The sequence below is a fragment of the Parasphingopyxis sp. genome (assembly GCF_028279465.1).
GTDB lineage: Bacteria > Pseudomonadota > Alphaproteobacteria > Sphingomonadales > Sphingomonadaceae > Parasphingopyxis.
In genome coordinates, this window is sequence record NZ_JANQNS010000015.1 from 397,914 (window position 1) to 422,422 (window position 24,509).

Annotated in this window: 26 protein-coding genes; 17 read left to right on the forward strand and 9 right to left on the reverse strand. The window is 62.1% G+C overall.

The genetic code is table 11. From position 1 onward, the window contains the following. Positions 1 to 6 precede the first annotated feature (6 nt). The 7 genes from rpsP to Q0974_RS11560 all read left to right on the forward strand — a co-directional run bounded on the left by rpsP (position 7) and on the right by Q0974_RS11560 (position 5,496). The gene (rpsP, locus tag Q0974_RS11530; RefSeq protein WP_299327735.1) at positions 7 to 606 is read left to right on the forward strand and encodes a 30S ribosomal protein S16; all 600 of its coding nucleotides are present in this window, start codon (positions 7 to 9) and stop codon (positions 604 to 606) included. A 3-nt stretch (positions 607 to 609) separates the two neighbouring features. Next, a complete protein-coding gene (gene rimM / locus Q0974_RS11535) occupies positions 610 to 1,089 on the forward strand; it encodes a ribosome maturation factor RimM (RefSeq protein ID WP_299327737.1) in 480 nt (159 codons plus the stop codon). Further along, positions 1,086 to 1,439 (forward strand): hypothetical protein, encoded by a 354-nt coding sequence (locus tag Q0974_RS11540; protein ID WP_299327739.1) that lies wholly within the window; start codon positions 1,086 to 1,088, stop codon positions 1,437 to 1,439. Before rimM ends, Q0974_RS11540 begins: the two co-directional genes overlap by 4 nt. Further along, positions 1,436 to 2,179 carry a tRNA (guanosine(37)-N1)-methyltransferase TrmD gene (gene trmD / locus Q0974_RS11545; protein WP_299327741.1) on the forward strand — a complete coding sequence of 248 codons (744 nt, stop codon included), beginning with the start codon at positions 1,436 to 1,438 and terminating at the stop codon, positions 2,177 to 2,179. Before Q0974_RS11540 ends, trmD begins: the two co-directional genes overlap by 4 nt. Position 2,180: 1 nt before the next feature. After that, positions 2,181 to 2,591 carry a 50S ribosomal protein L19 gene (rplS, locus tag Q0974_RS11550; protein ID WP_299327743.1) on the forward strand — a complete coding sequence of 137 codons (411 nt, stop codon included), beginning with the start codon at positions 2,181 to 2,183 and terminating at the stop codon, positions 2,589 to 2,591. 78 nt (positions 2,592 to 2,669) lie between these two features. Continuing rightward, positions 2,670 to 3,137: a GNAT family N-acetyltransferase gene (locus Q0974_RS11555; RefSeq protein WP_299327745.1), complete on the forward strand. Its 468-nt coding sequence runs from the start codon at positions 2,670 to 2,672 to the stop codon at positions 3,135 to 3,137. 154 nt (positions 3,138 to 3,291) lie between these two features. Further along, the gene (locus tag Q0974_RS11560; protein ID WP_299327747.1) at positions 3,292 to 5,496 is read left to right on the forward strand and encodes a DPP IV N-terminal domain-containing protein; all 2,205 of its coding nucleotides are present in this window, start codon (positions 3,292 to 3,294) and stop codon (positions 5,494 to 5,496) included. Here Q0974_RS11560 and Q0974_RS11565 read toward each other — a convergent pair. Next, positions 5,493 to 6,287 carry a DUF2189 domain-containing protein gene (locus Q0974_RS11565; RefSeq protein WP_299327749.1) on the reverse strand — a complete coding sequence of 265 codons (795 nt, stop codon included), beginning with the start codon at positions 6,285 to 6,287 and terminating at the stop codon, positions 5,493 to 5,495. The two genes, Q0974_RS11560 and Q0974_RS11565, sit on opposite strands and share 4 nt — an antisense overlap. Positions 6,288 to 6,501: 214 nt before the next feature. Between Q0974_RS11565 and Q0974_RS11570 the strand changes: the two genes are divergently transcribed. Next, entirely contained in the window at positions 6,502 to 7,530 is a 1,029-nt protein-coding gene (locus Q0974_RS11570; protein WP_299327751.1) for an aspartate-semialdehyde dehydrogenase, read from the forward strand. 143 nt (positions 7,531 to 7,673) lie between these two features. Here Q0974_RS11570 and Q0974_RS11575 read toward each other — a convergent pair whose 3' ends face one another. Together Q0974_RS11575 and Q0974_RS11580 are read right to left on the reverse strand one after the other, a co-directional pair. Further along, positions 7,674 to 9,251, reverse strand: coding sequence for a DHA2 family efflux MFS transporter permease subunit (locus Q0974_RS11575; protein WP_299327753.1), 1,578 nt, complete (start codon positions 9,249 to 9,251; stop codon positions 7,674 to 7,676). Between the two features lie 77 nt (positions 9,252 to 9,328). Beyond that, on the reverse strand, positions 9,329 to 10,372 hold the full coding sequence (locus Q0974_RS11580) for an HlyD family secretion protein (protein ID WP_299327755.1): 1,044 nt from the start codon (positions 10,370 to 10,372) through the stop codon (positions 9,329 to 9,331). 208 nt (positions 10,373 to 10,580) lie between these two features. On the opposite strand from Q0974_RS11580, the gene Q0974_RS11585 reads away from it, so the two are divergent. From Q0974_RS11585 to Q0974_RS11605, 5 genes are all read left to right on the forward strand, one after another. Next, positions 10,581 to 11,228 carry a DsbA family protein gene (locus Q0974_RS11585; RefSeq protein ID WP_299327757.1) on the forward strand — a complete coding sequence of 216 codons (648 nt, stop codon included), beginning with the start codon at positions 10,581 to 10,583 and terminating at the stop codon, positions 11,226 to 11,228. Then, the gene (locus Q0974_RS11590; protein ID WP_299327759.1) at positions 11,225 to 11,677 is read left to right on the forward strand and encodes a GFA family protein; all 453 of its coding nucleotides are present in this window, start codon (positions 11,225 to 11,227) and stop codon (positions 11,675 to 11,677) included. The genes Q0974_RS11585 and Q0974_RS11590 overlap by 4 nt, the downstream gene beginning before the upstream one ends. Then, positions 11,674 to 12,438, forward strand: coding sequence for an alpha/beta fold hydrolase (locus Q0974_RS11595; RefSeq protein ID WP_299327761.1), 765 nt, complete (start codon positions 11,674 to 11,676; stop codon positions 12,436 to 12,438). The genes Q0974_RS11590 and Q0974_RS11595 overlap by 4 nt, the downstream gene beginning before the upstream one ends. Positions 12,439 to 12,476: 38 nt before the next feature. Further along, on the forward strand, positions 12,477 to 13,052 hold the full coding sequence (locus tag Q0974_RS11600) for a TetR/AcrR family transcriptional regulator (RefSeq protein ID WP_299327764.1): 576 nt from the start codon (positions 12,477 to 12,479) through the stop codon (positions 13,050 to 13,052). A 76-nt stretch (positions 13,053 to 13,128) separates the two neighbouring features. Further along, positions 13,129 to 14,013 carry an SDR family NAD(P)-dependent oxidoreductase gene (locus tag Q0974_RS11605; RefSeq protein ID WP_299327766.1) on the forward strand — a complete coding sequence of 295 codons (885 nt, stop codon included), beginning with the start codon at positions 13,129 to 13,131 and terminating at the stop codon, positions 14,011 to 14,013. A 54-nt stretch (positions 14,014 to 14,067) separates the two neighbouring features. On the opposite strand, the gene Q0974_RS11610 is transcribed toward Q0974_RS11605, so the two are convergent. The 4 genes from Q0974_RS11610 to Q0974_RS11625 form a co-directional block, all read right to left on the reverse strand. Next, complete coding sequence (locus tag Q0974_RS11610) at positions 14,068 to 14,445, reverse strand: hypothetical protein (protein ID WP_299327767.1); 378 nt, start codon at positions 14,443 to 14,445, stop codon at positions 14,068 to 14,070. Between the two features lie 137 nt (positions 14,446 to 14,582). Further along, complete coding sequence (locus tag Q0974_RS11615; RefSeq protein WP_299327768.1) at positions 14,583 to 16,043, reverse strand: AMP nucleosidase; 1,461 nt, start codon at positions 16,041 to 16,043, stop codon at positions 14,583 to 14,585. Beyond that, positions 16,036 to 16,512: a peroxiredoxin gene (locus Q0974_RS11620; protein WP_299327769.1), complete on the reverse strand. Its 477-nt coding sequence runs from the start codon at positions 16,510 to 16,512 to the stop codon at positions 16,036 to 16,038. The genes Q0974_RS11615 and Q0974_RS11620 overlap by 8 nt, the downstream gene beginning before the upstream one ends. An 85-nt stretch (positions 16,513 to 16,597) precedes the next feature. Then, positions 16,598 to 17,560: an NAD-dependent epimerase/dehydratase family protein gene (locus Q0974_RS11625; RefSeq protein ID WP_299327771.1), complete on the reverse strand. Its 963-nt coding sequence runs from the start codon at positions 17,558 to 17,560 to the stop codon at positions 16,598 to 16,600. A 92-nt stretch (positions 17,561 to 17,652) separates the two neighbouring features. Here Q0974_RS11625 and Q0974_RS11630 point away from each other — a divergent pair, with 92 nt between their 5' ends. After that, positions 17,653 to 17,934: a hypothetical protein gene (locus tag Q0974_RS11630; RefSeq protein WP_299327773.1), complete on the forward strand. Its 282-nt coding sequence runs from the start codon at positions 17,653 to 17,655 to the stop codon at positions 17,932 to 17,934. 60 nt (positions 17,935 to 17,994) lie between these two features. Further along, positions 17,995 to 18,504, forward strand: a complete 510-nt coding sequence (locus Q0974_RS11635; RefSeq protein WP_299328503.1) for a YqgE/AlgH family protein — start codon at positions 17,995 to 17,997, stop codon at positions 18,502 to 18,504. Here Q0974_RS11635 and Q0974_RS11640 read toward each other — a convergent pair. Together Q0974_RS11640 and Q0974_RS11645 are read right to left on the reverse strand one after the other, a co-directional pair. Further along, positions 18,501 to 20,213 carry a bifunctional sulfate adenylyltransferase/adenylylsulfate kinase gene (locus tag Q0974_RS11640; RefSeq protein ID WP_299327775.1) on the reverse strand — a complete coding sequence of 571 codons (1,713 nt, stop codon included), beginning with the start codon at positions 20,211 to 20,213 and terminating at the stop codon, positions 18,501 to 18,503. The two genes, Q0974_RS11635 and Q0974_RS11640, sit on opposite strands and share 4 nt — an antisense overlap. 4 nt (positions 20,214 to 20,217) lie before the next feature. Then, positions 20,218 to 20,637 (reverse strand): hypothetical protein, encoded by a 420-nt coding sequence (locus Q0974_RS11645; RefSeq protein ID WP_299327777.1) that lies wholly within the window; start codon positions 20,635 to 20,637, stop codon positions 20,218 to 20,220. Between the two features lie 18 nt (positions 20,638 to 20,655). On the opposite strand from Q0974_RS11645, the gene ahcY reads away from it, so the two are divergent. Beyond that, a complete protein-coding gene (ahcY, locus tag Q0974_RS11650) occupies positions 20,656 to 22,065 on the forward strand; it encodes an adenosylhomocysteinase (protein ID WP_299327778.1) in 1,410 nt (469 codons plus the stop codon). 196 nt (positions 22,066 to 22,261) lie between these two features. Next, positions 22,262 to 24,394, forward strand: coding sequence for a TonB-dependent receptor (locus tag Q0974_RS11655; protein ID WP_299327780.1), 2,133 nt, complete (start codon positions 22,262 to 22,264; stop codon positions 24,392 to 24,394). Positions 24,395 to 24,509 lie beyond the last annotated feature (115 nt).

Sequence of the window (24,509 nt, forward strand, 5' to 3'; positions counted from 1 at the left end):
ATATCAATGCCAGTAGCAATTCGGCTGTCGCGCGGTGGCGCCAAGAAGCGGCCTTACTACAAGATCGTCGTGACCGATTCCCGCAAGGCGCGGGACGGCAAGTTCATCGAGCGGATCGGCAGCTATAACCCGCTGCTCGCCAAGGATGATCCCGAGCGCGTGAAGCTCGATGCGGACCGCGCCAAGCATTGGCTGTCGGTCGGCGCCCAGCCGTCGGACCGCGTGCTCCGTTTCCTCGACGCCGCCGGCATCATGGAGCGCACGCCGCGCAACAACCCGCAGAAAGCCGAGCCGGGCGCGAAGGCGAAGGAACGTGCTGAAGAGAAGGCCGAGAAGGAAGCCGCCGCCAAGGCCGTGACCGAAGCGCCTGCCGAGGAAGCTCCGGCTGAAGAGGCTCCGGCCGAAGACGCCGAAGCGCCTGCTGAAGAGGCCGCCGCCGAAGAGGCACCGGCCGAGGAAGCCGCTGCGGAAGAAGCGCTTGCCGAAGAGGCCAAGGCCGAGGACGCGCCAGCTGAGGAAGCCGCGGCAGAGGAAGCTCCCGCTGAGGAAGCGGCCGCTGAAGAGGCTCCCGCCGAGGACGCCGAGAAAGAAGAAGCCAAGAGCTAAGCTTTGGCCGAAAAGCGCATTACCCTCGCCGCCATCGCCGGAGCGCACGGCATTGGCGGCGAGGTGCGCCTCAAGATTTTCTCCGAGAACCTGACGAGCTTCAAACGCTACAAGACGTTCGAGGCGGACGGGCAAACCCTCACGCTCAAATCCGTGCGCGAAACCGGCAAACAGCCGATCGCGCGCTTTGCCGAAATCGCGGACCGCAACGCAGCTGAAGCGTTGCGCGGTAAGGAATTAACAGTGCCGCGCTCGGCGCTGCCGCCGCTCGAAGATGGCGAATATTATCACGCGGACCTCATGGGTCTGCCCTGCGTCACCGAAAGCGGCGAGCCCGTCGGCGAAGTGATCGCCATCGAAAATTTCGGGGCTGGGGACATTCTGGAAGTCCGGAGACCGGATGGATCGGATTTTATGGTACCGATGAAAGCGGCTAGGCTTAGCCAAACGTCTGTAACTCTGGACGATGATTTTCTGCTGTGAGCAACGTTGCCGATGAGGTTTTGGAAATTGCCCGTGAGATAACGGGGTATCAAGAAGCAGATTGCTCATCTGCAATCGATCAGGATTTCAACATGGCTGGCGATGATGTGACGGAATTCGTTCGAACTCTGCACCAGCAATTTGGCGACGTCGTTTACGAAATTCCATGGCATAGATTCACGGATGAAACAGAAGGGTTGGGTCTGTTCGCGCCTGTCATGCTAATTTGGTACTTACTTACATGGCCTCTACGCGGACGATTTGGTCGCCCGTCAACTTTGGAAAGACTTGAGGTCCGACATATTGCCTTTGTGATCGGACGCGGCGAATGGGTTGAGCCAAAGCAATGACCTTCGCCGCCACCATCCTCACCCTCTACCCGGAGATGTTTCCGGGGCCGCTCGGTCATTCCATTGCGGGCCGCGCACTGGACGAAGGGAAATGGGCGCTGGAAACCCTGCAAATCCGGGATTTCGCGACCGACAAACATCACACGGTGGACGATACGCCAGCGGGTGGCGGGGCCGGGATGGTGATGAAGGCCGATGTGCTGGCGGCCGCCATCGATGCGGCGCTGGAGCGTCAGCCGGATGCGCCGGTGCTCGCCATGTCGCCGCGCGGCGCGCCGCTTACGCAGCAACGCGTGCGGGAACTTTCCGCCGGGCCGGGCGTCACCATCCTGTGCGGCCGGTTCGAGGGGTTCGACGAGCGGATTTTCGAGGCCCGACCGGTTGAGGAAGTGTCGGTCGGAGACTATATCCTGTCCGGCGGAGAGATTGGCGCGCTGGCGCTGCTCGACGCTTGCATTAGGCTGCTTCCCGGGGTAATGGGCGCGGCTTCAAGCGGCGATGAGGAAAGCTTCGAACAGGGGCTGCTCGAATATCCGCATTATACCCGACCTCAAGAATGGGAAGGGCGCACGATCCCTGAAGTGTTGCGATCGGGGGATCATGCGAAAATCGCTTCGTGGCGCAAACGCCAGGCGGAAGCGATTACACGGTCACGGCGGCCGGATCTGTGGGAGCGCTATTCCAGCGCTTCGGATCAGTCGCCCTCTGGCGCGCAACGGGACAAAGCAAAGGACGAATGAGATGAATCTCATCGAACAGCTCGAGGCGGAAGCCATCGAGAGCATTACGAGCGACAAGAAATTGCCCGAGTTCAAAGCGGGCGACACATTGCGCGTGGGCGTGAAGGTCGTCGAGGGCGACCGCACCCGTATTCAGAATTTCGAGGGCGTGTGCATCGCGCGCACCAATCGCGGCATGGGATCGAGCTTTACGGTTCGCAAAATCTCGTTCGGCGAAGGTGTCGAGCGCGTATTCCCGCTCTACAGCCCGAATGTCGATAGCGTGACCGTGCTCAAGCGCGGCGTCGTACGCCGGGCGAAGCTCTACTATCTGCGCGGCCGCACCGGTAAGAGCGCGCGCATCGCCGAAAAGCGCGACGATCGCGAAACCAAGACGATCAAGACCGAAGCGGCGGAGGCCAGCGAAGGCTGAGATCGCGGTTAGCGATATGGAGTAGCAAAGGGTCGTCCATCGGGGCGGCCCTTTTCATATGTTCACGGGAGCACGTCCATGAAGAGCGATTGCGAAATCCGGGCAGCGACCGGTGCCGACATCCCCGCGATCAAGGCGATCGCAGATGCAACTGAGCTGTTTCCTTCCGACATGCTCGACGCCATGATCGCCGGATATCTGGACGGCGATGCGGCCGACATCTGGTTCGTCGCTGCGCAGGACGGGCAAACGGTTGCCTTTGGCTTTTGCGAACCAGAGCGGATGACGGAAGGCACATGGAACTTGCTTGCGATTGGCGTCGTTCCCGAGCATCAGGGTAACGGGATCGGTGGTGCGATGATGGCCTATCTCGAAGAGAAGCTGGCTGCGGCCGGCGCGCGCGTCCTTATCGTCGAGACGATGGGGACACCGGAGCTGGCAGCGACGCGGACATTCTACGCGAAAAACGGCTATGCGGAAGAGGCCCGTATCCGCGAATTCTACGAAGCGGGTGCGGACAAGGTCGTTTTCTGGAAGCATTTCTAGGGCAAGTTCAACGCTCCATTTGTGTCTGCGCGTCGCGGTCATGAGCTGCGGGTAGAGATGCCATGTCGCGTCGCCCACTCAGTCTCGGACACGATCAGCGCATGGGCATATGATAGCCGCTTTCGTTTCGCCCGGAGCTTGGTTATCGTTGCGTATGCGCTATCTTCTTTTCTTCGGGCTCGCCGCCCTTTCGATCGCCCCGGCCACGGCCGAACCTCTCACCCTTGAACGGGTTTTCGCGGACCCGGCACTGGACGGGCCGTCGCCGCGTGGGCTGCAGTTATCGCCGGACGGCGCGCTTGCGACGTTCCTGCGCAATCGCGACGACGATGCGCAGCGCTACGATTTATGGGCCGTAGAGGCAGCGACCGGTCAATCGCGTATGCTCGTCGATTCCGAAGCGCTGGGCACCGGCGCCGAGCTTTCCGAAGAGGAACTGATGCGGCGCGAGCGGGCGCGGCTGAGCGGCGTGCGCGGCATCGTCAGCTATCAATGGTCGCCCGATGGCCAGACGATCCTTGTGCCGCTCGATGGCGATATCTATCTGGCCGAGCCGGATGGCGATGCGCGCCGGCTGACCGAGACCGAGGCGACGGAGCTGGACGCGCAAGTGTCCAAGACCGGCCGCTATGTCTCCTTCGTCCGCGATAGTAACCTCTATCGCATCGACGTCGAAAGCGGAGATGAATTGCGGCTGACGCCCGACGGCGGCGACGCGATCAGCTGGGGCGTGGCGGAATTCGTCGCGCAGGAGGAAATGTCGCGCACGGTCGGGCATTGGTGGTCGCCGGATGACCGCTATCTCGTTGCCGCACGGGTGGACGAGACGCCGGTCGATCTGGTGACGCGCACCGCGATCGGCGCCGAGGGCACGCGCGTGTTCGAACAGCGCTATCCAGTTGCCGGGTCCGCCAATGCGATCGTTGATCTGTTCGTGCTGACGTCTGACGGCGAGACGCGGACGCCGATCGATCTCGGCGAGAATGACGACATTTATGTCGCGCGGGTCGACTGGTCGACCGACGGCTCGACGATCTTCGTTCAGCGGCAGAGTCGGGACCAGCGGCGTCTCGATATGCTGGCGGTCGATCCGGCCACCGGCGTGTCCGAAATTCTCTTTACCGAGACGGCAGAAAGCTGGATCAACCTGCACGATAATTTGCGCGCGCTTGCCGATGGCAGCCTGATCTGGTCGTCCCAGCGCGACGGCTTTTCCCATATCTATCACTTGCAGGACGGGAACTGGCGCCAGCTGACGCGCGGCGAATGGGAAGTTGAAGATGTGCTCGGTATCGATAGTGCGCGCGGCCGCATCTATTTCACGGGCAATCGCAGCACGCCGATCGAGCAGCATGTCTATTGGATCGATATGCGCGATCCGGGAGAGCCCGTGCAGATTACCGAAGATGGCTGGTGGAACGATGCGGTTATGAACAACGGCGCGGCCAGCGCACTGATCTACCGCTCCAACAGCAATCAGCCGCGCCAGGTCTATCTCGCCGATGCGGAGGGCGAGACGCTCGCGCAGATCGAGGAGAATGCGCTGGATGCGGACCATCCCTATGCGCCGTATCTCGACAGCCATCGCACGCCGACATTCGGGACGATTCCGGCGGAAGACGGCACACCGCTCTATTATCGCATGATCACGCCGGAGCTCGAGCCAGGTCGCCGCTACCCGGTATTCGTACAGGTTTATGGCGGTCCTGGGGTCGGTCGTCAGGCGCGGCAGATTTGGGCGAGGGATGCGGCGCTGCAGCAATATCTGGTCGATCAGGGCTGGATCGTCTTTTCGATCGACAATCGCGGATCGCCGAACCGCGGCAAGGTGTTCGAGGATCATATCAACCGGGCAATGGGCACGGTCGAGGTGACCGATCAACTGGCGGGGCTGGACTGGCTGCAGGCCCAGCCCTTCGTCGATCCCGAGCGCATCGGCGTCTATGGCTGGTCCTATGGCGGCTATATGGTGCTGCATATGCTGCAGGTCGCGCCGGGCCGTTTCGCGGCGGGCGTATCCGGCGCGCCGGTCACGCGCTGGGAGCTATACGATACCCATTATACCGAGCGCTATCTCGGCAATCCGACGACCGATCCGGGCCCCTATGAGCGCGGCAATCCCGTCACAAACGCCGAAGCACTGGCCGATCCGTTACTGCTGATCCACGGGATGGCCGACGACAATGTCATCTTCGAGCATTCGACCGTCTATATGGGCCGGCTGCAAGAAGCGGCGATCCCGTTCGAACTGATGGTCTATCCGGGCGCGACGCATCGGGTGAGCGGCGAAGGCCGCCAAGTGCATCTGTGGCGGTCGATCACCGATTTTCTGGACCGTACCGTCCGGGGTGAGCGTTAGCGCCCGATCTCGGCCAGCGCGTCGCGATCCACGATCCGGGTGTAAAGATGCCAGGTCGCATAGCCGAGCACCGGCAGCGCGACCGCCAGCCCGATCAGCAGCGGTATCGCGGCAACGGTCAAGATCACGCCGACCATGATGCCCCAGCGGATCAACACGCCCGGATTTCTGCGGAAGGCGGCGAGCGAGGTTGCAACGGCGCGTTCCGCGCTGACCTTGCGGTCGACAAGCAACGGCAGCGATACGACGCTGACCGCGAGCACGACGAGTGCAAACAGGATACCCACAAGGTTGCCCACAATGATCATCGACCAGCCGGCCTGGGTCGTCAGCACATTCTGCGCGAAATTGGCGATCGTTCCCGGCGGTTCCAGACCGAAGAACATCGTGTAGACGAGCGTTGCCGCGGCGAGCCATGCGCCGAAAATGGCGAGCAGGCCGATGCCGACCGCCGCGATGGAGAGAAAGGACTCGCTCTTCAGCACGCCGAAGAAATGCCACCAGCTTGAATCGCGCCCCGCTTCGCGGCGCTTCGCCAGTTCGTAGAAGCCGGTCGCGACGAGCGGGCCGAGCAGTGAGAGGCCCGCGAACAGCGGAAACAACATGGAGATATCGCTGCCGCTCACGACGACAGACGTGACTGCGCCGATCAGGGGATAGAGCAGGCCGACGAAGATCAGATCGCCGCGCTTGGCCTTGAAATCTTCATAGCCGGCCGCGAGGCTTTCACTGAGGTCGGCCGCGGAAATGGTGCGAACCGGCAGCGGCACGCCAGCCGGGGTACCGGGCATTAATGCATCTTGTGACATAGCGCTCTCCCTCGGCAGAGACGCCTGCCGCACGCGGCCCTTTGGATTGCGGACGCGGACAGTGTAAGCCGAATCGGCTGGCCAACGCAAATGACGCTACGGAATGCTCGGTTCTTTGCTTCTCCGCGCGGTTCGGCTTGGCGAATGGCGGGACACGCACTAGATGATGCGCCTGCCAACAAGAAGGTACGCAAGCATGGGATATCGGGTAGCGGTTGTCGGAGCGACGGGGAATGTCGGGCGCGAAATGCTCGCCTGCCTCGCCGAGCGCGAATTTCCGGCGGACGAAGTCGCGGCGGTCGCCTCGTCGCGGTCGCAGGGCATGGAGGTCGAGTTCGGCGAAACGGGTCGGATGCTCAAATGCAAGAATATCGAGCATTTTGATTTTTCGGGCTACGATATCGCGCTGTTCGCGGCGGGTTCCGGCCCGGCCAAGGAATATGGGCCGAAGGCTGCGAAGGCCGGCTGTACGGTCATCGACAATAGCTCGCTGTTCCGCATGGACCCGGATGTCCCGCTGATCGTGCCGGAAGTGAATCCGGAAGCGATCGACGGCTATCTGGCGAAGAATATCATCGCCAATCCCAATTGTTCGACGGCCCAGCTCGTCGTTGCGCTCAAGCCGCTGCACGATGCGGCGACGATCAAGCGCGTCGTGGTCTCGACCTATCAGTCCACGTCGGGCGCCGGGAAGGCGGGTATGGACGAGCTCTTTAAGCAATCGCGCGATATCTTTGTCGGCGATACGCCCGACGCCGAGAAATTCACCAAGCAAATCGCCTTCAACGTCATTCCGCATATCGATGTGTTCTTGGAAGACGGATCGACCAAGGAAGAGTGGAAGATGATGGTCGAGACGAAGAAAATCCTCGACCCGAAGATCAAGCTCAGCGCGACCTGTGTCCGCGTGCCGGTGTTCGTCGGCCATAGCGAGGCGGTGAATATCGAGTTCGAGAATGAGCTGTCCTCCGAAGAGGCGCAGACCATTCTGCGCGAGGCGCCGGGCATCATGCTCGTCGATAAGCGCGAGGATGGGGGCTATGTCACGCCGGTCGAATGTGTCGGCGACGGCGCGACCTTCATCAGCCGCGTCCGCGAAGACCCGACCGTCGATAATGGCCTCGTCCTGTGGTGCGTATCGGACAACCTCCGCAAGGGCGCCGCGCTCAACGCCGTGCAGATCGCGGAACTGCTCGGCCGGCGGCATTTGCAGAAGGCGGCCTAATTCCTCCCCTGCAAGGGGAGGGGGACCACGAAGTGGTGGAGGGGTATCCCGCTATCTGAGAGGAATTTGCCTGTCCTAGAGGATAACACCCCTCCGTCAGCCCTGCGGGCTGCCACCTCCCCCTAAGTAGGAGGATTTGTGGATCACTCCGCCGGCTTCAACTCGCCGTCCGGCTCTTCCTCCTCGACAGTCGCCGTGCCTGTTGCGGGCAGCTTCTTGAGTAGCATCGAGGCGGGGACGGCGATGATGCAGCCCCACATGATCAGCCAGAAATTATTGACGTAACCGATCATCAGCGCCTGCCGGCTGATTTCGCCCTGAAGCAACGCCACGACCTGATCGGGCGGCAGGTTCAGCCGCTCCAGCCCCATGGACGGTATCGTCGATGGTGTGATCGCCTCGGCCATGTCGGCATTGCTGATCTGCAGGTTGCGCGCGACGTTACTGGCCGTGATCGAGATGCCGATCGACGCGCCGACGTTGCGCAGGAGGTTCATGAGCGCCGCGCCTTCGGGACGCAGGCTGACGGGTAGGGTGGCGAAGGCAATGACGTTCAGGGGCACGAAGATGAAGCCGATGCCGACGCCCTGGATAACGCCGACGAGAATGATCGGACCTGAATCCATGCCGATCATCCAGTTTGTCATCATGTAGCAGGACCAGGCCGTGACTGCCCAGCCGATGGCGAGGATGACGCGCGCATCCATGACGTTCATCAGCCGCGCGGCGATGCCCATCGCCACGATCACGCCCAGCCCGCGCGGCGCGAGCAGATAGCCGGCCGTGATCACCGGATAATCCAGCACGCCCTGCAGCATCGGCGCGATGAGCGCGATGATCGCGAAGACGATGACGCCGACAAAGGCGACGAAGATCAGCGAGCCGACAAGATTGCGGTCGGTGAAGATCGCGGGCGTCAGCAACGTGTTCTTGCCGGTCAACATATGGACGACGAACACCCAGAAACCGATTATCACGCAACCGATGCCGATCCAGATCGATGTGCTGTCGAGCCAGTCCAATTGCTGCCCGCGGTCGAGCACGAGCTGAAGCGCGGCAAGCCCCAAGGCGAACATGGAGAAGCCGAACAGGTCGAAGCCGCGTTTTTCGATCTTTCGGCTCGGCAGCAGGAAATAGAGCATGGCGAGGATCACGGCGCCGATCGGCAGATTGACGTAAAATACCCAGCGCCAGTTATAATATTCGGTGATATAGCCGCCGATCAGCGGCCCAAGAATCGGCCCCATGACCGCGCCGAGGCTCCAGATCGCCATCGCCTGCCCATGTTTGTGTGACGGGTTGATGTCGAGCATCGCGGTTTGCGAGATCGGTCCGATAAAGGCGGCCGCAATCCCCTGCATGATGCGGAAGGTGACCATCTGTTCAAGGCTCGTCGCCGCGCCGCAGAGCATCGATGTAAATATGAAAAAGGCGACCGACCATAAGAACAGGTTCCGCGAGCCGATCCGGTCGGCCAGCCAGCCGGTAATCGGGATCGCGACCGCCGTCGCCACGATATAGCTGGTCAGCACCCAGGCAATCGTATCGATCGTCGCGCCGAGGCTCGTCTGCATATGGGGGAGGGCGACATTGGCGATCGTTGTATCGAGGATCTGCATCATCATCGCCATCATGATAGCGAAGGTCAGAAGCCCCTTATATTTGACGGGAAGGAGGGCATCGCCGTCGGGCGTGGCAGCAGCTGCTGGATTGCTCGCCATGGCCCTTGAACCGTTAGCCCTGAGCCTGTCGAAGGGCGCCCTTCGACAGGCTCAGGGCTAACGGAAACATCAAGTGGCTAGCGCTCGCCATCTTCGCGGATATCGACGCGCACATCGGCGCTGAGGCCGGTGATCATCTGCCGTGCGGGCGTGCCCTCTATTTCGATACGCACGGGCACGCGCTGCGTCACTTTGACCCAGTTGCCGGTCGCGTTTTGCGCCGGGAGGATCGAGAATTCCGCGCCCGTGCCCGCGCCGATGCTGCCGACCCGGCCTTGCACGACGAGATCGGGATAGGCGTCAAAGGTAATCCGGGCGGTCTGGCCGATGCGCATCCGGTCGAGATCGGTTTCCTTGAAATTGGCTTCGATCCAGGTTTCGTCGCGCGCGACGATGGTGAGCACGGCCGTTCCCGGGCTCGCCATCTGACCGATCTGCAGGCGCTCCACCTCGCTGATCGTGCCGCTGACGGGTGCGCGGATGACTGTGCGCTCAAGGTTGAGCTGCGCCTCGTCACGCATGGCGCGGGCGGCGGCGATGGCGGGGAATTCGCCCCGCGAGCGCGTATTGCCGACGGCGGCGCGGGCGTCCTGCTGCGCGGCGCGCGCCGTGTTCAATCGGGCCTGCGCATCGTTGAGTTCGGCGGTGAATCGGTCGATCCGCGCTTGGGTGTTGAAGCCGCGATTCATCAGTTCGCGCTCGCGCGCTAGGTTACGCCGGGCGAGCTCGACATTGGCCTGGGCCGTCGAGATGTCGGCACCACTCGTCGAGATCGCGGTTTGCGCCTGGCTCAGCGCGAGCTGCGCGTCCGCGATATCGGCATCGGCCTGCTGGACGGCGATGCGATAGGGTTCGGGATCGATGCGGAAAAGGATATCGCCGGCTTCGACCTGCTGGTTTTCCTCGACCAGCACGGCGACGATCCGCCCGCCGACTTCGGGGCTGATCTCGATGATGTCCTGCTGAACATAGGCATTGTCGGTCGACACGTAGCGGCCCGAGGTCATGTACCAATAGACGCCGAAGCCGATGACGAGGGCGGGCACGATGAGCATGGCGATCAGCCGCACCGGCGATCGCTTCTTCTCAGGCTTTTCCTCTTCAGCCTTCGTATCCGCCATTATCTGCGGGTCTCGCTCGGCCACGTTTGCCCCATCCTCTCAGACAAGCGCCTAGAATCGCAGAATCTTGTCGCCTTGGCGAGCCATTTCGCAAAAAGAAGTGGACAGTGAGTCTTTTGAGTCACAGTGGCTTCGCTACGATTTTCGGCTTATCAGCCGGTTAACCGCGCGAAACCGGTCGCAATCACAGTCCAGAGGGGAGCTTTCCATGACCTTGCACGCCGATCTATATTGGTCCTTTCGCAGCCCCTATAGCTATCTCGCGACCGGCAGATATCGGGATTTGACCGAGAAATATGCGCTCGATATCGCGCTGAAGCCCGTCTATCCGCTGGCGATCCGCGAGCCCGATTTCTTCGAAAAGAACCATCCGAACTGGCTGAGCTACACGTTCACCGACATCTTCCGCCTGTCGCAATATCTCGGCATTCCAATGGCGCCGCCCAATCCCGATCCGATCGTGCAGGATATCGCGACGCGCAAGATTTCCGATGACCAGCCCTATATCTTCCGGCTGATGCGGACGGGGCAGGCGGCTGCACGCCGGGGCAAGGGCTTTGCCTATGCCGACGAAGTGTCGCAGCTGATCTGGACGGGTACGACGGACTGGCACGAGGGCGATCATCTGGCCAAGGCGGCCGAACGGGCGGGGCTCGATCTGGCCGAGCTCGACGCAGAAGCCGAAGCGGAGCCCGACGCACTGGACACCGAAATCGCGGCCAATCAGGAGGCGCTGGAGGCGGCCGGCCATTGGGGCGTGCCAACGCTCGTGTTCGACGGCGAGCCGTTCTTTGGGCAGGACCGGATCGATGTGGCGGTCTGGCGGATGAAGCAGAACGGCCTTGAAGAACGATGAGTGAGGCGCTGACCGGCGGCTGCCAATGCGGCGCGGTACGCTTTACGGTCAGTGGAGGCCGTCCGCCTGTCTATGCCTGCCACTGCCGCGAATGCCAGAAACAGTCGGCCAGCGCCTTCGCCCTGTCGGTTCCCGTCGCTCGCGACCGCCTGACAATCGAAGGCGAAACCGCCACGTGGCAGCGGCTTAGCGCGTCGGGCGCGACGACGACCTGCCATTTCTGCCCGCGATGCGGGACGCGGCTCTATCACGAATCGAGCCGCAGCCCCGAACGCATCACAATCAAGGGCGGCGCGTTCGACGATACAAGCTGGATCGCACCGCAGGCGCATCTCTGGGTGTCTCGTAAGCAGCCTTGGGTCATGCTCGACCCGGACGTGCCGACGCATGACACCCAGCCGGAAGATCTCTCCGCCTGGCGCGACGGACTTGTGGGAGACTGGCGGTGACCGAAGCCGCCGAACCGCACTTCTTCGAAAGCGATGATGGATACCAGCTTGCCTGGCGCGAGCTGGGCGAGGGGCGCCCGGTGGTGTTGCTCCATGGTTTCTTTTCCAACGCCTTCACCAACTGGCTGCGTTATGGTCATGCGGAGAAGATCGCGGCGAACGGCTATCGCGTCATAATGCCGGACCTGCGCGCCCATGGCGACAGCGCCAAGCCGCACGATCCGGACGCCTATCCGGCCGATATTCTCGCGCGTGACGGACTGGCGCTAATCGCGCATCTCGGGCTCAGCGAATACGATCTCGGCGGCTATTCGCTTGGCGCGCGGACTGTGGTGCGCATGCATGTGCTGGGTGCGTGGCCCGCGCGGATGATCGTTTCGGGCATGGGCCTGTCCGGGCTGACGAGCCTTGCCAGCCGCGCCGCGCATTTCCGCCATATCCTGACCAATCTCGGCGAGCATCCCAAACATTCGCCCGAATGGATGGCCGAAGCGTTTCTGAAGACTACGAAAGGCGATCCCGAAGCGTTGCTGCAGGTCCTCAACGTCTTCACGAATACGCCGGAAGAGGCGATTCGCGCCATCGCCGTGCCGACGCTGATCCTCGCGGGCGAGGAAGACCAGGACAATGGCAGCCATGAAGATCTTGCCGCCCTGATCCCGGATGCGACGCATGTCGAGGTTCCCGGCGGCCATATGAGTTGTATCGTCAAACCCGAATTCGGGCAGGCGCTCGCGGACTGGCTGGGCGAAGCGTATTAAGCTTTCCGTTGCGCCTGTTTCGCCGCTAAGCTCGGTCCATGAACGCGCTCAGCACTCGTGATCGTCTGATCGATTCCGCCTTCCGGGTCGTCGCCCGCGACGGCCTGGATGCGGCGAGCGTCAAGGCGATCGCGGCCGATGCGGGGGTCAAGCCGGGGCTGCTCCACTATCATTTCGCGACCAAGGACGAGGTGCTCGAGGCGGCGGTCGAGCGCGGCCTGTCCGCCTATCTCGACGATCTTGCCGCCTTGCTCGCGACCGAGCCGCCCGAGCGGGTGCTCGGTGCCTATTCCGCGTTCATCCGCGACAATCTGGATTCGCACCGGGATCTGTTCCGCGTACGGCTGGGCCTGGCGGTCCGGGCGATGAACGATCCGGGCCTCGGCGCGAAACTGGCCGCCGCCAATAGCCGCGCGCTCGATTCGATGGCGCAGATCATCGCCGCGCACAAAGGCGCGAAACGGGTCGGCAAGAAACATCTGGCGGTCGCGCGGACGATCAAGGCAGCGTTCGAGGGCATGATGCTCTCTTGGCTCAGCCAGCCCGACTTTCCGATGCGCGAAAGCTTCGACGTGTGGGAAGCGTCGGTCCAGAAAATGCTCGACGATCTATGAGTACGCCTTGACCGAGCATCGCCCGGCATCTATCCGTTTTTGTGATTTGGTTGGTTGACCAACTAGGAGACTATACATGCGTATCGTGATGACGGGCGCGACGTCGGGACTGGGCGAAGAAACCGCGCGGCGGCTGCTAGCCCGCGACGATGTGACGCTGACCATCGGCTCGCGTTCCGGCGCCGGCGATCTGCCGGAGAGCGACCGGCTTACCGTGCTGCCGCTCGATATGGCGCGGCTCGCCGATGTCGAGACATTCTGCGAGCGTGTCGGCGAGAAAGAACCGATCGACGCGCTCGTCCTCAACGCCGGGCTGCAACTGTCGAAGCCCGCGACGAGCCCTGACGGCATCGAGCTGACCTTCGCCGTCAACCATCTCGCCCATTTCCTGATGATCGAGCAGTTGCGCGGACGGCTGGCCGAGGGCGCCCGCGTCGTGCTGACGGCGAGCGGCACGCATGATCCGAAAGAAAAGGCGCCGGTTACGCCGCCCGATCACGCCAATGTCGACTGGCTTGCCTATCCCGACCGCGATCCGCAGCTGCCCAAGGGCACGCGGCAACGCGTGATGCGCGCCTATTCGACGTCGAAGCTGTGCAATATTCTTACAGCCCACGAACTGGCGCGGCGGCATCCCGAGGTCGCGACGCTCGCTTTCGATCCCGGCTATGTGCCGGGCACGGGACTCGCCCGCGAATATCCGCGTTGGCTGATGGCCATCGTCTCGCGGATCATCGTCCACAGCATGGCAAAGGACCGGACAAGCACGGTGCCGGTATCGGGCGGCTATCTCGCTGAGCTCGCCGTCGACCCGCGCCATGCGGATGCCGCAGGTGAATATTGGTCGGTGCGCGGCACCGATCTTCTCAAGGTCGAGCCATCGACCTTGGCGCGCGATGATGATGCGGCGCGCAAGTTGTGGAACGATAGCGCCGCCTTGCTCGCCGCGCTCCGGACATAAAAAGGGCGGCGTCCAACCGGACACCGCCCGTTCTAACAGTTACAGTGATGCGGCTTAGTTTGCCGTCGGCGCGGCCTTCGGTTCGTCGGTCGCTGTGTCCTCAGTGCCCGTGTCGATCGCCTCTACGGTATCGGCACCGGTATCGTCTTTCGCGGCCTTGCGCTTGTCGTAATATTTCTTGCCGACCACGGCGCCCGCGGCTGCGGCGGCGATGCCGCCGGCGACAGCGGCCGTCTTGCCGGGATTGGCCTTGACCGTTTCGACGGCCTTCTTCGCGCCGTCGCCGATCTTGCCTGTGGCGGTCTTGGCGCTCTCGCCGACCTTGCCGGCTGCGCCCTTCGCGCCGTCGCTGAACTTGCCGACGACGACCTTGGCGCTGTCGCCGATCTTGTCGATCGCGCCTGTTTTGTCGGTTGGGGTCTTCTGGGTCATGCTGCTGTCTCCTTTGATTGCTTATTATCTGTTCGTCCACGAAACCAATGCGCGGCGGGGCCCGAATGTTCCGTACCGGCAGGCCTCACATGGGAAGCCACAGCCTATCGGCAAAGCGCGTTTTGCTTCGATAGAGCCTATCGGAAGGGCGGTTCGTCGAAGGCGCGCAGCTTGCGGCTGTGCAATCGCGATCCGAAACCCCGCAATTCGTCGACTGCCGCAATGCCTATCTCGATATGCTCGCGCACCGCGCGATCGTAAAACTGATTGGCCTGGCCCGGCAGTTTCAGCTCGCCATGGAGCGGCTTGTCCGACACGCAGAGCAATGTCCCATAAGGCACGCGGTAGCGATAGCCTTGGGCGGCGATGGTTGCCGATTCCATGTCGATGGCGACGGCGCGGGAGAGCGAGAAGCGTAGCGCCGACTGACTATAGCGAAGCTCCCAATTGCGATCATCGGTGGTGACGAGCGTGCCGGTCCGCATGCGCTGTTTGAGCGCATCGGCCTCTTCTCCGGTCACGGTACGCGCCGCAGCTTCGAGCGCCTGCTGTACCTCGGCGATCGGCGGGATCGGGATTTCGGGTGGCAAGACGGTGTCGAGCACATTGTCGTCGCGCAGATAGGCATGGGCGAGCACATAATCCCCGATCCGCTGGCTGGGCCTTAGCCCACCGCAATGCCCGATCATCAGCCAGGCTTCCGGGCGGAGCACGGCGAGATGATCGGTGATCGTCTTGGCGTTGGACGGGCCGATGCCGATATTGACGATGGTTATGCCCGCACGGCCCGGCGCGGTCAGGTGATAGGCGGGCATCTGATGCTTGCGCGCGGCCGCCGCCGTCTCCAGCGCTTCCGGATCGGCGTTATCGGCGGTCAGCTCGATCCCGCCCGCGCCCGACAAGCTGGTATAACCGGTATCGCTTTTGAGCTGTTCGCAGCCCCAGCGGACGAACTCGTCGACATAGCGCTGATAATTGGTGAACAGGATATAGCGCTGCACATGTTCGGGCGGCGTGCCCGTGTAATGGCGCAGGCGCGCGAGGCTGAAATCGGTGCGCAGCGCATCGAACAGGGCGAGCGGATGATATTTGGCGAGGCGGCCGTCCCATGTCCCGTCGGCCAGTTCGTCGCCGATATGGGAGAGTTCGGTCGCCGGAAAATGCCGGGCTAACTCTTCTGCGCGCACCGCGCCCAGCTCGATTCCGCTGCCGTCGAGCACATAGGGGAAGGGGATTTCCTGATGGCTCGGCGCGACTTCCACTTCGACGCCATAATCGGCCATCAGCATGCCGAGCTGTTCGGCCAGATAGTCGCGATAGATTTCCGGCCGCGTCACCGTGATCGCATAGGTGCCAGCCTCGCCGAGCCGACCATAGGAGCGCGGCGGGCGATCGCCCTTCGGTCCCTCGCCATCATAATGCAGGCGGATTTCGGGATAGGCGAAACCGCCCGATTCCCGCAGCGCCGGATCGGGCAGTGCGCCGTCATCTATATAGGCGCGCACCGCCGCCCGCAGCCGATCGATGCTCTCATGGTAATGCCGGTCGAGCGTATCGATGACTGCGGCGACGGCGCCGTTTCGTTCGGACTCAGTCAAGCTGACCCAGCATATGTTCGGCTGAGCTCACCTTATATTCGCCCGGCGCTTCGACGTTCAGCTTTTCGACGACACCGTCATTGACGATCATCGAGAAGCGCTGTCCGCGCGTGCCCATGCCGAAGCCGGTGCCGTCCATCGTCAGGCCGACGGCCTCCACGAACTCGCCATTGCCGTCGGCGAGCGCGGTTACCTGATCGGCGTCCTTGGTCCATTCGCCCATCACAAAGGCGTCGTTGACCGCGGTCGTCGCGATCTCATCGATGCCCTTGGCCTTCAGCTCGTCGGCTTTCGCGACATAGCTCGGCAAATGCTGGGCCGAGCAGGTCGGCGTGAAGGCGCCGGGCACAGAGAAGAGGGCGATCTTCCGGCCGCCGAAAAACTGATTGTGATCGACCGGCTGCGGGCCGCTCTCGGTCATCGTCACAAAATTGGTTTGCGGCAATGTATCGCCTTCGCTGATGCTCATCTCTGTCTCCTGTCTGATGGGGGTGATTCCCGATAATGAGACCATGAATGTAGGCGCGCGTCACGCAATTTCTATGACAGCTTCGCTATAATTGCGCGCGTTCGGCGGCGATTGTCCGTGCGATGGCTTCGTCCAGCGGAACGGGCGGCGCGAAGCGCAGCCGTTCGGAAAGCCGGCCGGAAGAGATCGTGAGCGGCACATCGAGATTCAGCGCCGCGATCACCTGGGCCAGCGGGCTTTCGGGCGCCGGTCCGATTTCGAGCGCGCCAGTCCAGCCAATCGCTTGCGCGAAACGCGTCACCCAGTGGCGATGGCTTTCGGCCGGATAATCGCCAATATTGAATATGGTGTTGGTGGCATCCCGATGAACCGCCGCCGATGCGATCGCGGCCGCGACATTGTCGATATAGCCGTAACTCGTGATCCAGTCCGCCCAGGCCGTCGGCACGGTCAGAGTCTCAACGCCCGCAAGCATCGGGGCGATCACCCAGCGGAAACGGTGTTGCCGGTCGCCCGGGCCATAGACCATGGGCAAGCGCAGGATCGTCCATTCGCCGGAAAAGCGCCGCACAGCCGCTTCGGTCGGGATCTTGTCATAATCGTCGCGCCAGCGTTCGGGGTCGTCCGCTGCTCTCGCCGTATCGCCGCGATAGGGGAAGCGGCTTTGGCGCAGCGGGGCATCTTCGGTCATCGGTTCGCGGACGGGTTCGCCGGTCTCGCGCCGCAGGAGCAGTCCGTAGTTGCGATAGACATCGCAGGAACTGATCATCGTGTAGCGCGCCACCGCCCCGTCCAGCGCATTGACGAGATCGGCCGTCTCATCCTCGGTATAGACGATCATGTCGATGACCGTGTCGATGCGGTGCGCGCGAATAGCGGCCAGAATGGATTGCGGGTCGCTGCGATCGGCGATGAGATGCGCTTGGCCGCCATCGCCATCGGCCGGCGCGCTGCGCGATAACCCAAATGCGGCATGGCCGACCTTTTCCAATGCCGCGATTACCGCCGCGCCAATCGGCCCCGTGCTGCCGATGATCAGACATCGCATGATCCGGCTCCTCTCCTTATCGATCTATCGCACGCAACCCAGGCTTGTTAGAAGCGTTGCAGATAAAGCGCCCGAGGCAAGTGGAGTATCGCATGCGTATCATGATCGTCACCCTGATGGCCCTGCTTTTGAGTGGCTGTATCGTGCGCACCGCCGCCGATGTGGTGACCGCGCCCGTTCGCGCTGTCGGCCAAGTCGCCGACTGGGCGACGACGAGCCAGGACGAAGCCGATCGCAACCGCGGCCGCGAGATTCGCGAAGAAGAGGAACGGCTCGGCCGCGAATATCGCGAATGCCTCGAGGATAATGAGCGCGCCTATTGCGACGAGATTTTCTACAGCCGCTCGCGCTACGAGCCGCCCCAGGACGATTGATCCGGCTTGGCTGATTCACCGCCCTTCTATTCCGGCCAGCTGCTGCTCGCTTTGCCCGGCATGGGCGATCCGCGGTTCGATCGGGCGGTGATTGCGATGTGCGCGCATGACGAGCAGGGCGCGCTCGGCATCGGAATCGGGCATGCGATCGCCAATGTCGGCTTTCATACCTTGCTCAAGCGCCTCGAGATCGATGTCGGTGAGGCGCCGGACGCGCCGGTCCATATGGGCGGGCCGGTCGAGCCGCAGCGTGGTTTCATCCTGCACAGCCTGGACTGGGGCGGCGAGGACAGCGTGCAGGTCGGAGATAAATGGGCGCTGACGGGTACGCTCGACATATTGCGCGCGATCACCGAGGGCAGGGGGCCCGAACGCTGGCTTTCTGCGCTCGGCTATGCCGGCTGGTCCCCCGGCCAGCTCGACGAAGAGATGACCCGCCATGGCTGGTTCACGGCCGAGGGCAATGCGGAAATCCTTTTCGATACCGACGCAGAAGATCGCTGGGCCGAAAGCTATCGCAAGGCCGGAGTCGATCCGGCGCTATTGGCGCATGATGCGGGGCACGCCTAACTCAGATACCCCAGATTTTCGAGCTTCAGCAGCACCTGCTGTGCGGCCTGGTCGATCGTGATTTCGGTCGTATCGATCCGCATTTCGGGATTTTCCGGTTCCTCATAGGGATCCGAAATGCCGGTAAACTCCTTGATCACACCGGCCCGCGCCTTGGCGTAAAGGCCCTTGCGGTCGCGCGCTTCGCAGACTTCGAGCGGCGTGTTCACATGGATTTCAATAAAGCCGCCCAATGGCTCGATCATCTCGCGCACCTTGCGGCGGCTGATCGTATAGGGCGCGATCGGCGCGCAGATCGCGATGCCGCCATTCTTGGTGATCTCGCTGGCGACAAAGCCGATCCGCTCGATATTGAGGTTGCGGTGCTCTTTCGAGAATCCGAGCTCGCTCGACAGGTTCTTGCGGACGATATCGCCGTCGAGCAGGGTCGTTCGGCGGCCGCCCATCTCCATCATCTTGGTCATCACGGCATTGGCGATGGTCGATTTACCCGAACCGGAAAGCCCGGTGAAGAACAGTGTGAACCCTTGCTCGCTGAGCGGCGGATGGCGCTCGCGCAGTACCTCGATAACGTCCGGGAAGGAGAACCAGTCCGGGATATCGAGATTGAGCTTCAGCCGCCGGCGCAGCTCCGTTCCAGAGATTGTCAGCTGCGTCTCACCCTCTTCGACCTCGTCGACCGGTGCATATTGGGCGCGTTCCTGAACATAGACCATCATCTGGAACGGAACGAGCGAGACATCGATCTCTTCCTCATGCTCGCGGAACAGCGTCTGCGCGTCATAGGGACCGTAAAAATCCTCGCCCTTGGAGTTTTTGCCCGGCCCGGCATGGTCGCGGCCGATGATGAAATGGGTGCAGCCATAATTTTTGCGGATGATGCCGTGCCACACAGCCTCGCGCGGCCCGGCCATGCGCATCGCGAGCGGCAAGAGGCTGAGCGCTGAGGTCTGCTCGGGATAATGCTGCATGAGCTTTTCGTAGCAGCGGACACGCGTGAAATAGTCGATATCGCCGGGCTTGGTGAGGCCGACGACCGGGTGCAGCAGCAGGTTCGCCTCGGCCTCGCGCGCGGCGCGGAAGGTCAGCTCCTGATGCGCGCGATGCAGCGGGTTTCGCGTCTGAAAGGCGACGACCTTGCGCCAGCTCCATTTGGCGAACAGGTCGCGCAGCTCCTGCGGGCTGTGCCGGTTATGGGTGAAATCGAAATGCCGGGGCGCCTGCACGCCGCGCAAGGTGCCGCCCAGATAGACGGGATTGGCATGGTGGAGCAGCCGGTCGACTTCGGGGTGGAGATCGTCATCCGTACCGAGCACGCCAATGGCTTCGGCCCGGCGGTCCGGCGTCCATTTGTCCGAGATTTCCATCGTCGCGACGAGCACCCCCTCGCGGTCGCGCAACGTGATGATCTCGCCCTCGCTCACCGTATCGGCGAACTCCTGCGTTACATCGAGCGTGACCGGGATCGGCCATAGCAGTCCGTTGGCCAGCCGCATCTCGGAGACAACGCGGTCATAATCGGCCTTGCCCTGAAACCCTTCGAGCGGGGAGAAGCCGCCATTGAGCAGCAGCTCGATATCGCACATCTGGCGCGGCGTGAGATCCCAGGACGCCCAGTCCTTGGACTTCGCCTTCTCCGCCTCGGCCTCTTCCGCGCCAAGATACAGATTCTTGAGCTCGCCGCCATGCGGCTCCTTAAGGGCGCCCATAGTTTCACTCCCTAATCGGTTCGTCGTCTTCGAACCGCGCGATAAGCAGATAAGTGCTGGGGAAGGCAAGAAGGAATATGGCGCTTATCCCCTTCGGGCATGTACTGCGAAATCCGATCTCGTCATTCCAGCGAAAGCTGGAATCTCTGGCCGCAAACGCCTTGCCTATCCGCCTGAGATCCCAGCTTTCGCTGGGATGACGGATACCACCTGTTTGCAAGGGGATAATCGCCATCTTAATGGCTATGTCTTTCGCGGGTTCCATTTTTGCGTCTGCTTCGGCGGCAGGAGATACAATCCTCTGATCAGAGGCAGCATATAAAGAAATCTTTATATCCAGCTTGTCATGGGTGCACGCGGCCGGTATATGTAATGCCACAACGGTCGCCGATTTGTCGCGCGGCCCTTCTTTTTGCAAACGCACAGAACATAGGAGCCCTTCATGGCCACCGACGTCCTTGAAGCCAAACAGGATTACATCGTCGCCGACATTTCCCTAGCCGATTATGGCCGGCGTGAACTCGACATTGCCGAGACCGAAATGCCGGGCCTTATGGCGACGCGCGAGGAATATGGGCAGGAACAGCCGCTAAAGGGCGCACGGATTGCGGGCTGTCTGCATATGACGATCCAGACCGCGGCGCTCATTGAAACGCTGACCGCGCTTGGCGCCGAAGTCCGCTGGGCCTCGTGCAATATCTATTCGACGCAGGACCATGCCGCCGCCGTGATCGCGGCCTCGGGCGTGCCGGTTTTCGCCAAGAAGGGCGAGACGCTCGCCGAATATTGGGAATATGTCGACCATATCTTCCAGTGGGGCGATGAGCCCTGCAACATGATCCTCGACGATGGCGGCGATGCGACGATGTACATCATCTGGGGTGCGCGCGTCGAAGAGGGCGAGGAAATGCCGGCGCCGACCAACGAGGAAGAAGAGGAAATGCAGAAGGTGCTCAAGCGGCGCCTCGAGCAGAGCCCCGGATTCTTCACCAGGACGCGCGACGCGATCAAGGGCGTCTCGGAAGAGACGACGACCGGCGTGCTGCGGCTTTATGAGCTTGCCAAGCAGGCGAAGCTGCCTTTCCCGGCGATCAATGTGAATGACAGCGTCACCAAATCGAAGTTCGACAACAAGTACGGTTGCAAGGAATCGCTCGTCGACGGCATCCGCCGCGCAACTGATGTGATGATGGCGGGCAAGACGGCCGTCGTCGCCGGTTATGGCGATGTCGGCAAGGGCTCCGCTGCCTCGCTGCGCGGTGCCGGCGCCCGCGTGATGGTCACCGAGATCGATCCGATCTGCGCACTGCAGGCGGCGATGGACGGATTCGAAGTCGTGACGATGGACGAGGCCGCGCCGCGCGCCGACATCTTCGTCACCGCCACCGGCAACAAGGATGTGCTGACGCTCGACCATATGCGGGCGATGAAGGACATGGCGATCGTCGGCAATATCGGCCATTTCGACAATGAGATTCAGGTCGCGGGCCTGCAGAATCTCGAACATGTCGAAGTGAAGCCGCAGGTCGATATGTACACCTTCCCGGACGGCAAGCGCATCCTGCTGCTGTCGCAGGGACGTTTGCTCAATCTCGGCAACGCGACCGGCCATCCGAGCTTCGTGATGTCGGCGAGCTTCACCAACCAGGTGCTCGCGCAGATCGAACTGTTCAACAATCACGGCACCTATGGCCATCAGGTCTATGTGCTGCCCAAGCATCTCGACGAGAAGGTCGCCAAGCTCCATCTCGACAAGCTGGGCGTGCAACTGACCGAACTGTCCAAGGAACAGGCCGCCTATATCGGCGTCGAAGCCCATGGGCCGTTCAAGTCGGACCAGTATCGCTACTAGGGTCGGGACCCCAAACGAAACCGCTGATAATCGAGCAAAAAGGGCTGGACCGCCGATGGCTGTCCGGCTCTTTTTTATGGCCGCTGCGCCCTCGACCAACACCCCCGGATTATCGACTGACGGCGACCGGAACAGGGTTGATATGATGTAACGTTACGCCTAGGACGCCGCGATTCATGAAACGGAAGAGATTGTAATGCGTCACTACGGAATTCTCGCAGCCAGCGCGGCCCTTATTGCAACCCCTGCCATGGCGCAGGACTCCGATCCGCAAGCGCGGGCGAGTGTGCTGCATGGCGATAATCAGGCGGGTATCATCGTTACCGCTGATTATCTCGACGATCTCAGCCTGATTGCGGGCGCTTCGACCTTGTCCGGCACGGAGCTCGATCTGAGCTTGCGTCCCCAGATTGGCGATACGCTGACGGCGCTGCCCGGCGTCTCCGCAACATCCTTCGCGCCGGGCTCGTCGCGGCCCGTGCTGCGCGGTTTTCAGGGCTTTCGTATCCGTACGCTGACCGACGGGATCGGCGCACTGGACGTGTCCAACACGTCGGTCGACCATGCCGTTACGATCGATCCGATCACGGCCTATCGTATCGAGGTTCTGCGCGGACCGGCGGCTCTGCTCTTCGGCAGTCAGGCGATTGGCGGCGCGGTGAACGTATTCGACCGGCGCATTCCGGTCGAGGTGCCCGACGAAGTGATCCATGTCGATGCGATTACGTCATACGGCTCGGCGGCCGATGAGTGGAATATTGCGGGCGGCTTCGATCTGCCTTTGACCTCGAAGCTCGTCCTGCATGTCGACGGCAGCTATCGCGACGCCGACGATCTCGACATTTCCGGTTTCACCCTGTCGCCCGAACTGCGCGCCGAGCAGCTTGAAGTTGTCGCGGAAGAGACCGAAGAGGGCAATCTCGACGAGGCCGCGGAGGCGCAGGAGCTTGTCGATCTGCGCGGCACCGTGCCGAACAGCGCGATCGAAACTTGGACGGCGGGCGCCGGCCTTGCCTGGATCGATAGCTGGGGCAGCATCGGCGCTTCGATCAGCTTCTACGACACGCTTTACGGCATCCCAGCCCGCCCCGGCGCCGAACATCATCACGAGGAAGGTGAAGAGGACGAAGAAGAAGGCGAGGAAGAGGAGGAAGAAGGCCCCGTCACCATCGACTTGCATCAGGTCCGCGCCGATCTGCGCGGCGAAATCCTGACCGGCGGCGGCTTCTTCGAACGCATCCGCCTGCGTCTGGGCTATTCGGACTATACGCATACCGAGTTCGAAGGCGACGAAGTGGGCACGCTGTTCCTGGTGGAAGGCGTCGAAGGCCGGCTCGAACTCGTACAGACCGAACGCAACGGTTGGCGCGGTGTAATCGGCGGCCAGCTCTACGTTCGCGATTTCAACGCGATCGGCGCCGAAGCCTTCGTCCCGCGCAACAATACCGAACAGGTCGGTATCTTCACGTTGCAGGAAATCGATTTCGGCGAGCTCGGCCTGGAATTTGCCGGGCGCTATGAGCATACGAACGTCTCATCGCCCACCCAGTCGATCGACCGGAACTTCGATTCCTTCTCCTTCGCTGGCGGCTTGCATTACGACTTTGAGAGCAATGTGCGGATCGGCGCGAACCTCTCGCGGTCCGAACGCGCGCCGTCTGCCGAAGAGCTCTTCTCGAACGGTCCGCATATCGCGACCCAGGCGTTCGAAATCGGCAACCCCAACTTCACGACCGAAAAGAGCATCGGCCTCGAAACCTATGTCCGTGGCGATGTCGGCGGCGTCGCTTTCGCGCTGACCGGCTTCGTGACATGGTTCGACGATTTCATCTTCGATACCGACACGGGGCTGGAGGAAGACGATCTTCCCGTTTTCCAATATTTTCAACGCGACGCGACCTATTACGGTTTCGAGGCGGAAATTTCCGCGACGCTGGCTGAAACGGGCGGGTTCGAGATCAATGCCGATGCCGTGGCCGACTATGTCCGCGCATCGATCGACAATGGCGGCGGCCCCGTGCCGCGGATTCCGCCATTCCGTCTGCGCGGCGGCATCGAAGCGCTGTCCGACAATTTCGACACGCGCGCGGAAGTCGAATGGGTGGCCGAGCAGGATCGCGTGGCCGCGTTCGAAAATCCGACCGACGATTTCACGATGGTCAACGCCTCGATCGCCTGGCGCCCCTGGGGTCGTGAGAATGGCACGGCGTTTTTTGCATCGGTGAACAACCTGTTCGACGTGAATGCGCGGCGTCACGCGTCCTTCACCAAGGATTTCGTGCCGCTGGCCGGCCGCGATTTCCGGTTCGGCGCGCGCTTCCGCTACTAGGCGTACACATAATACGAAAAAGCTGCGATCACTCCCAAGCCGGGGGTGATCGCATCTTTCCGTAGGCCCCCGCGCCGGTCTAGAAGCGAGCGCATGATGCAGGGCGGCCCAGCGC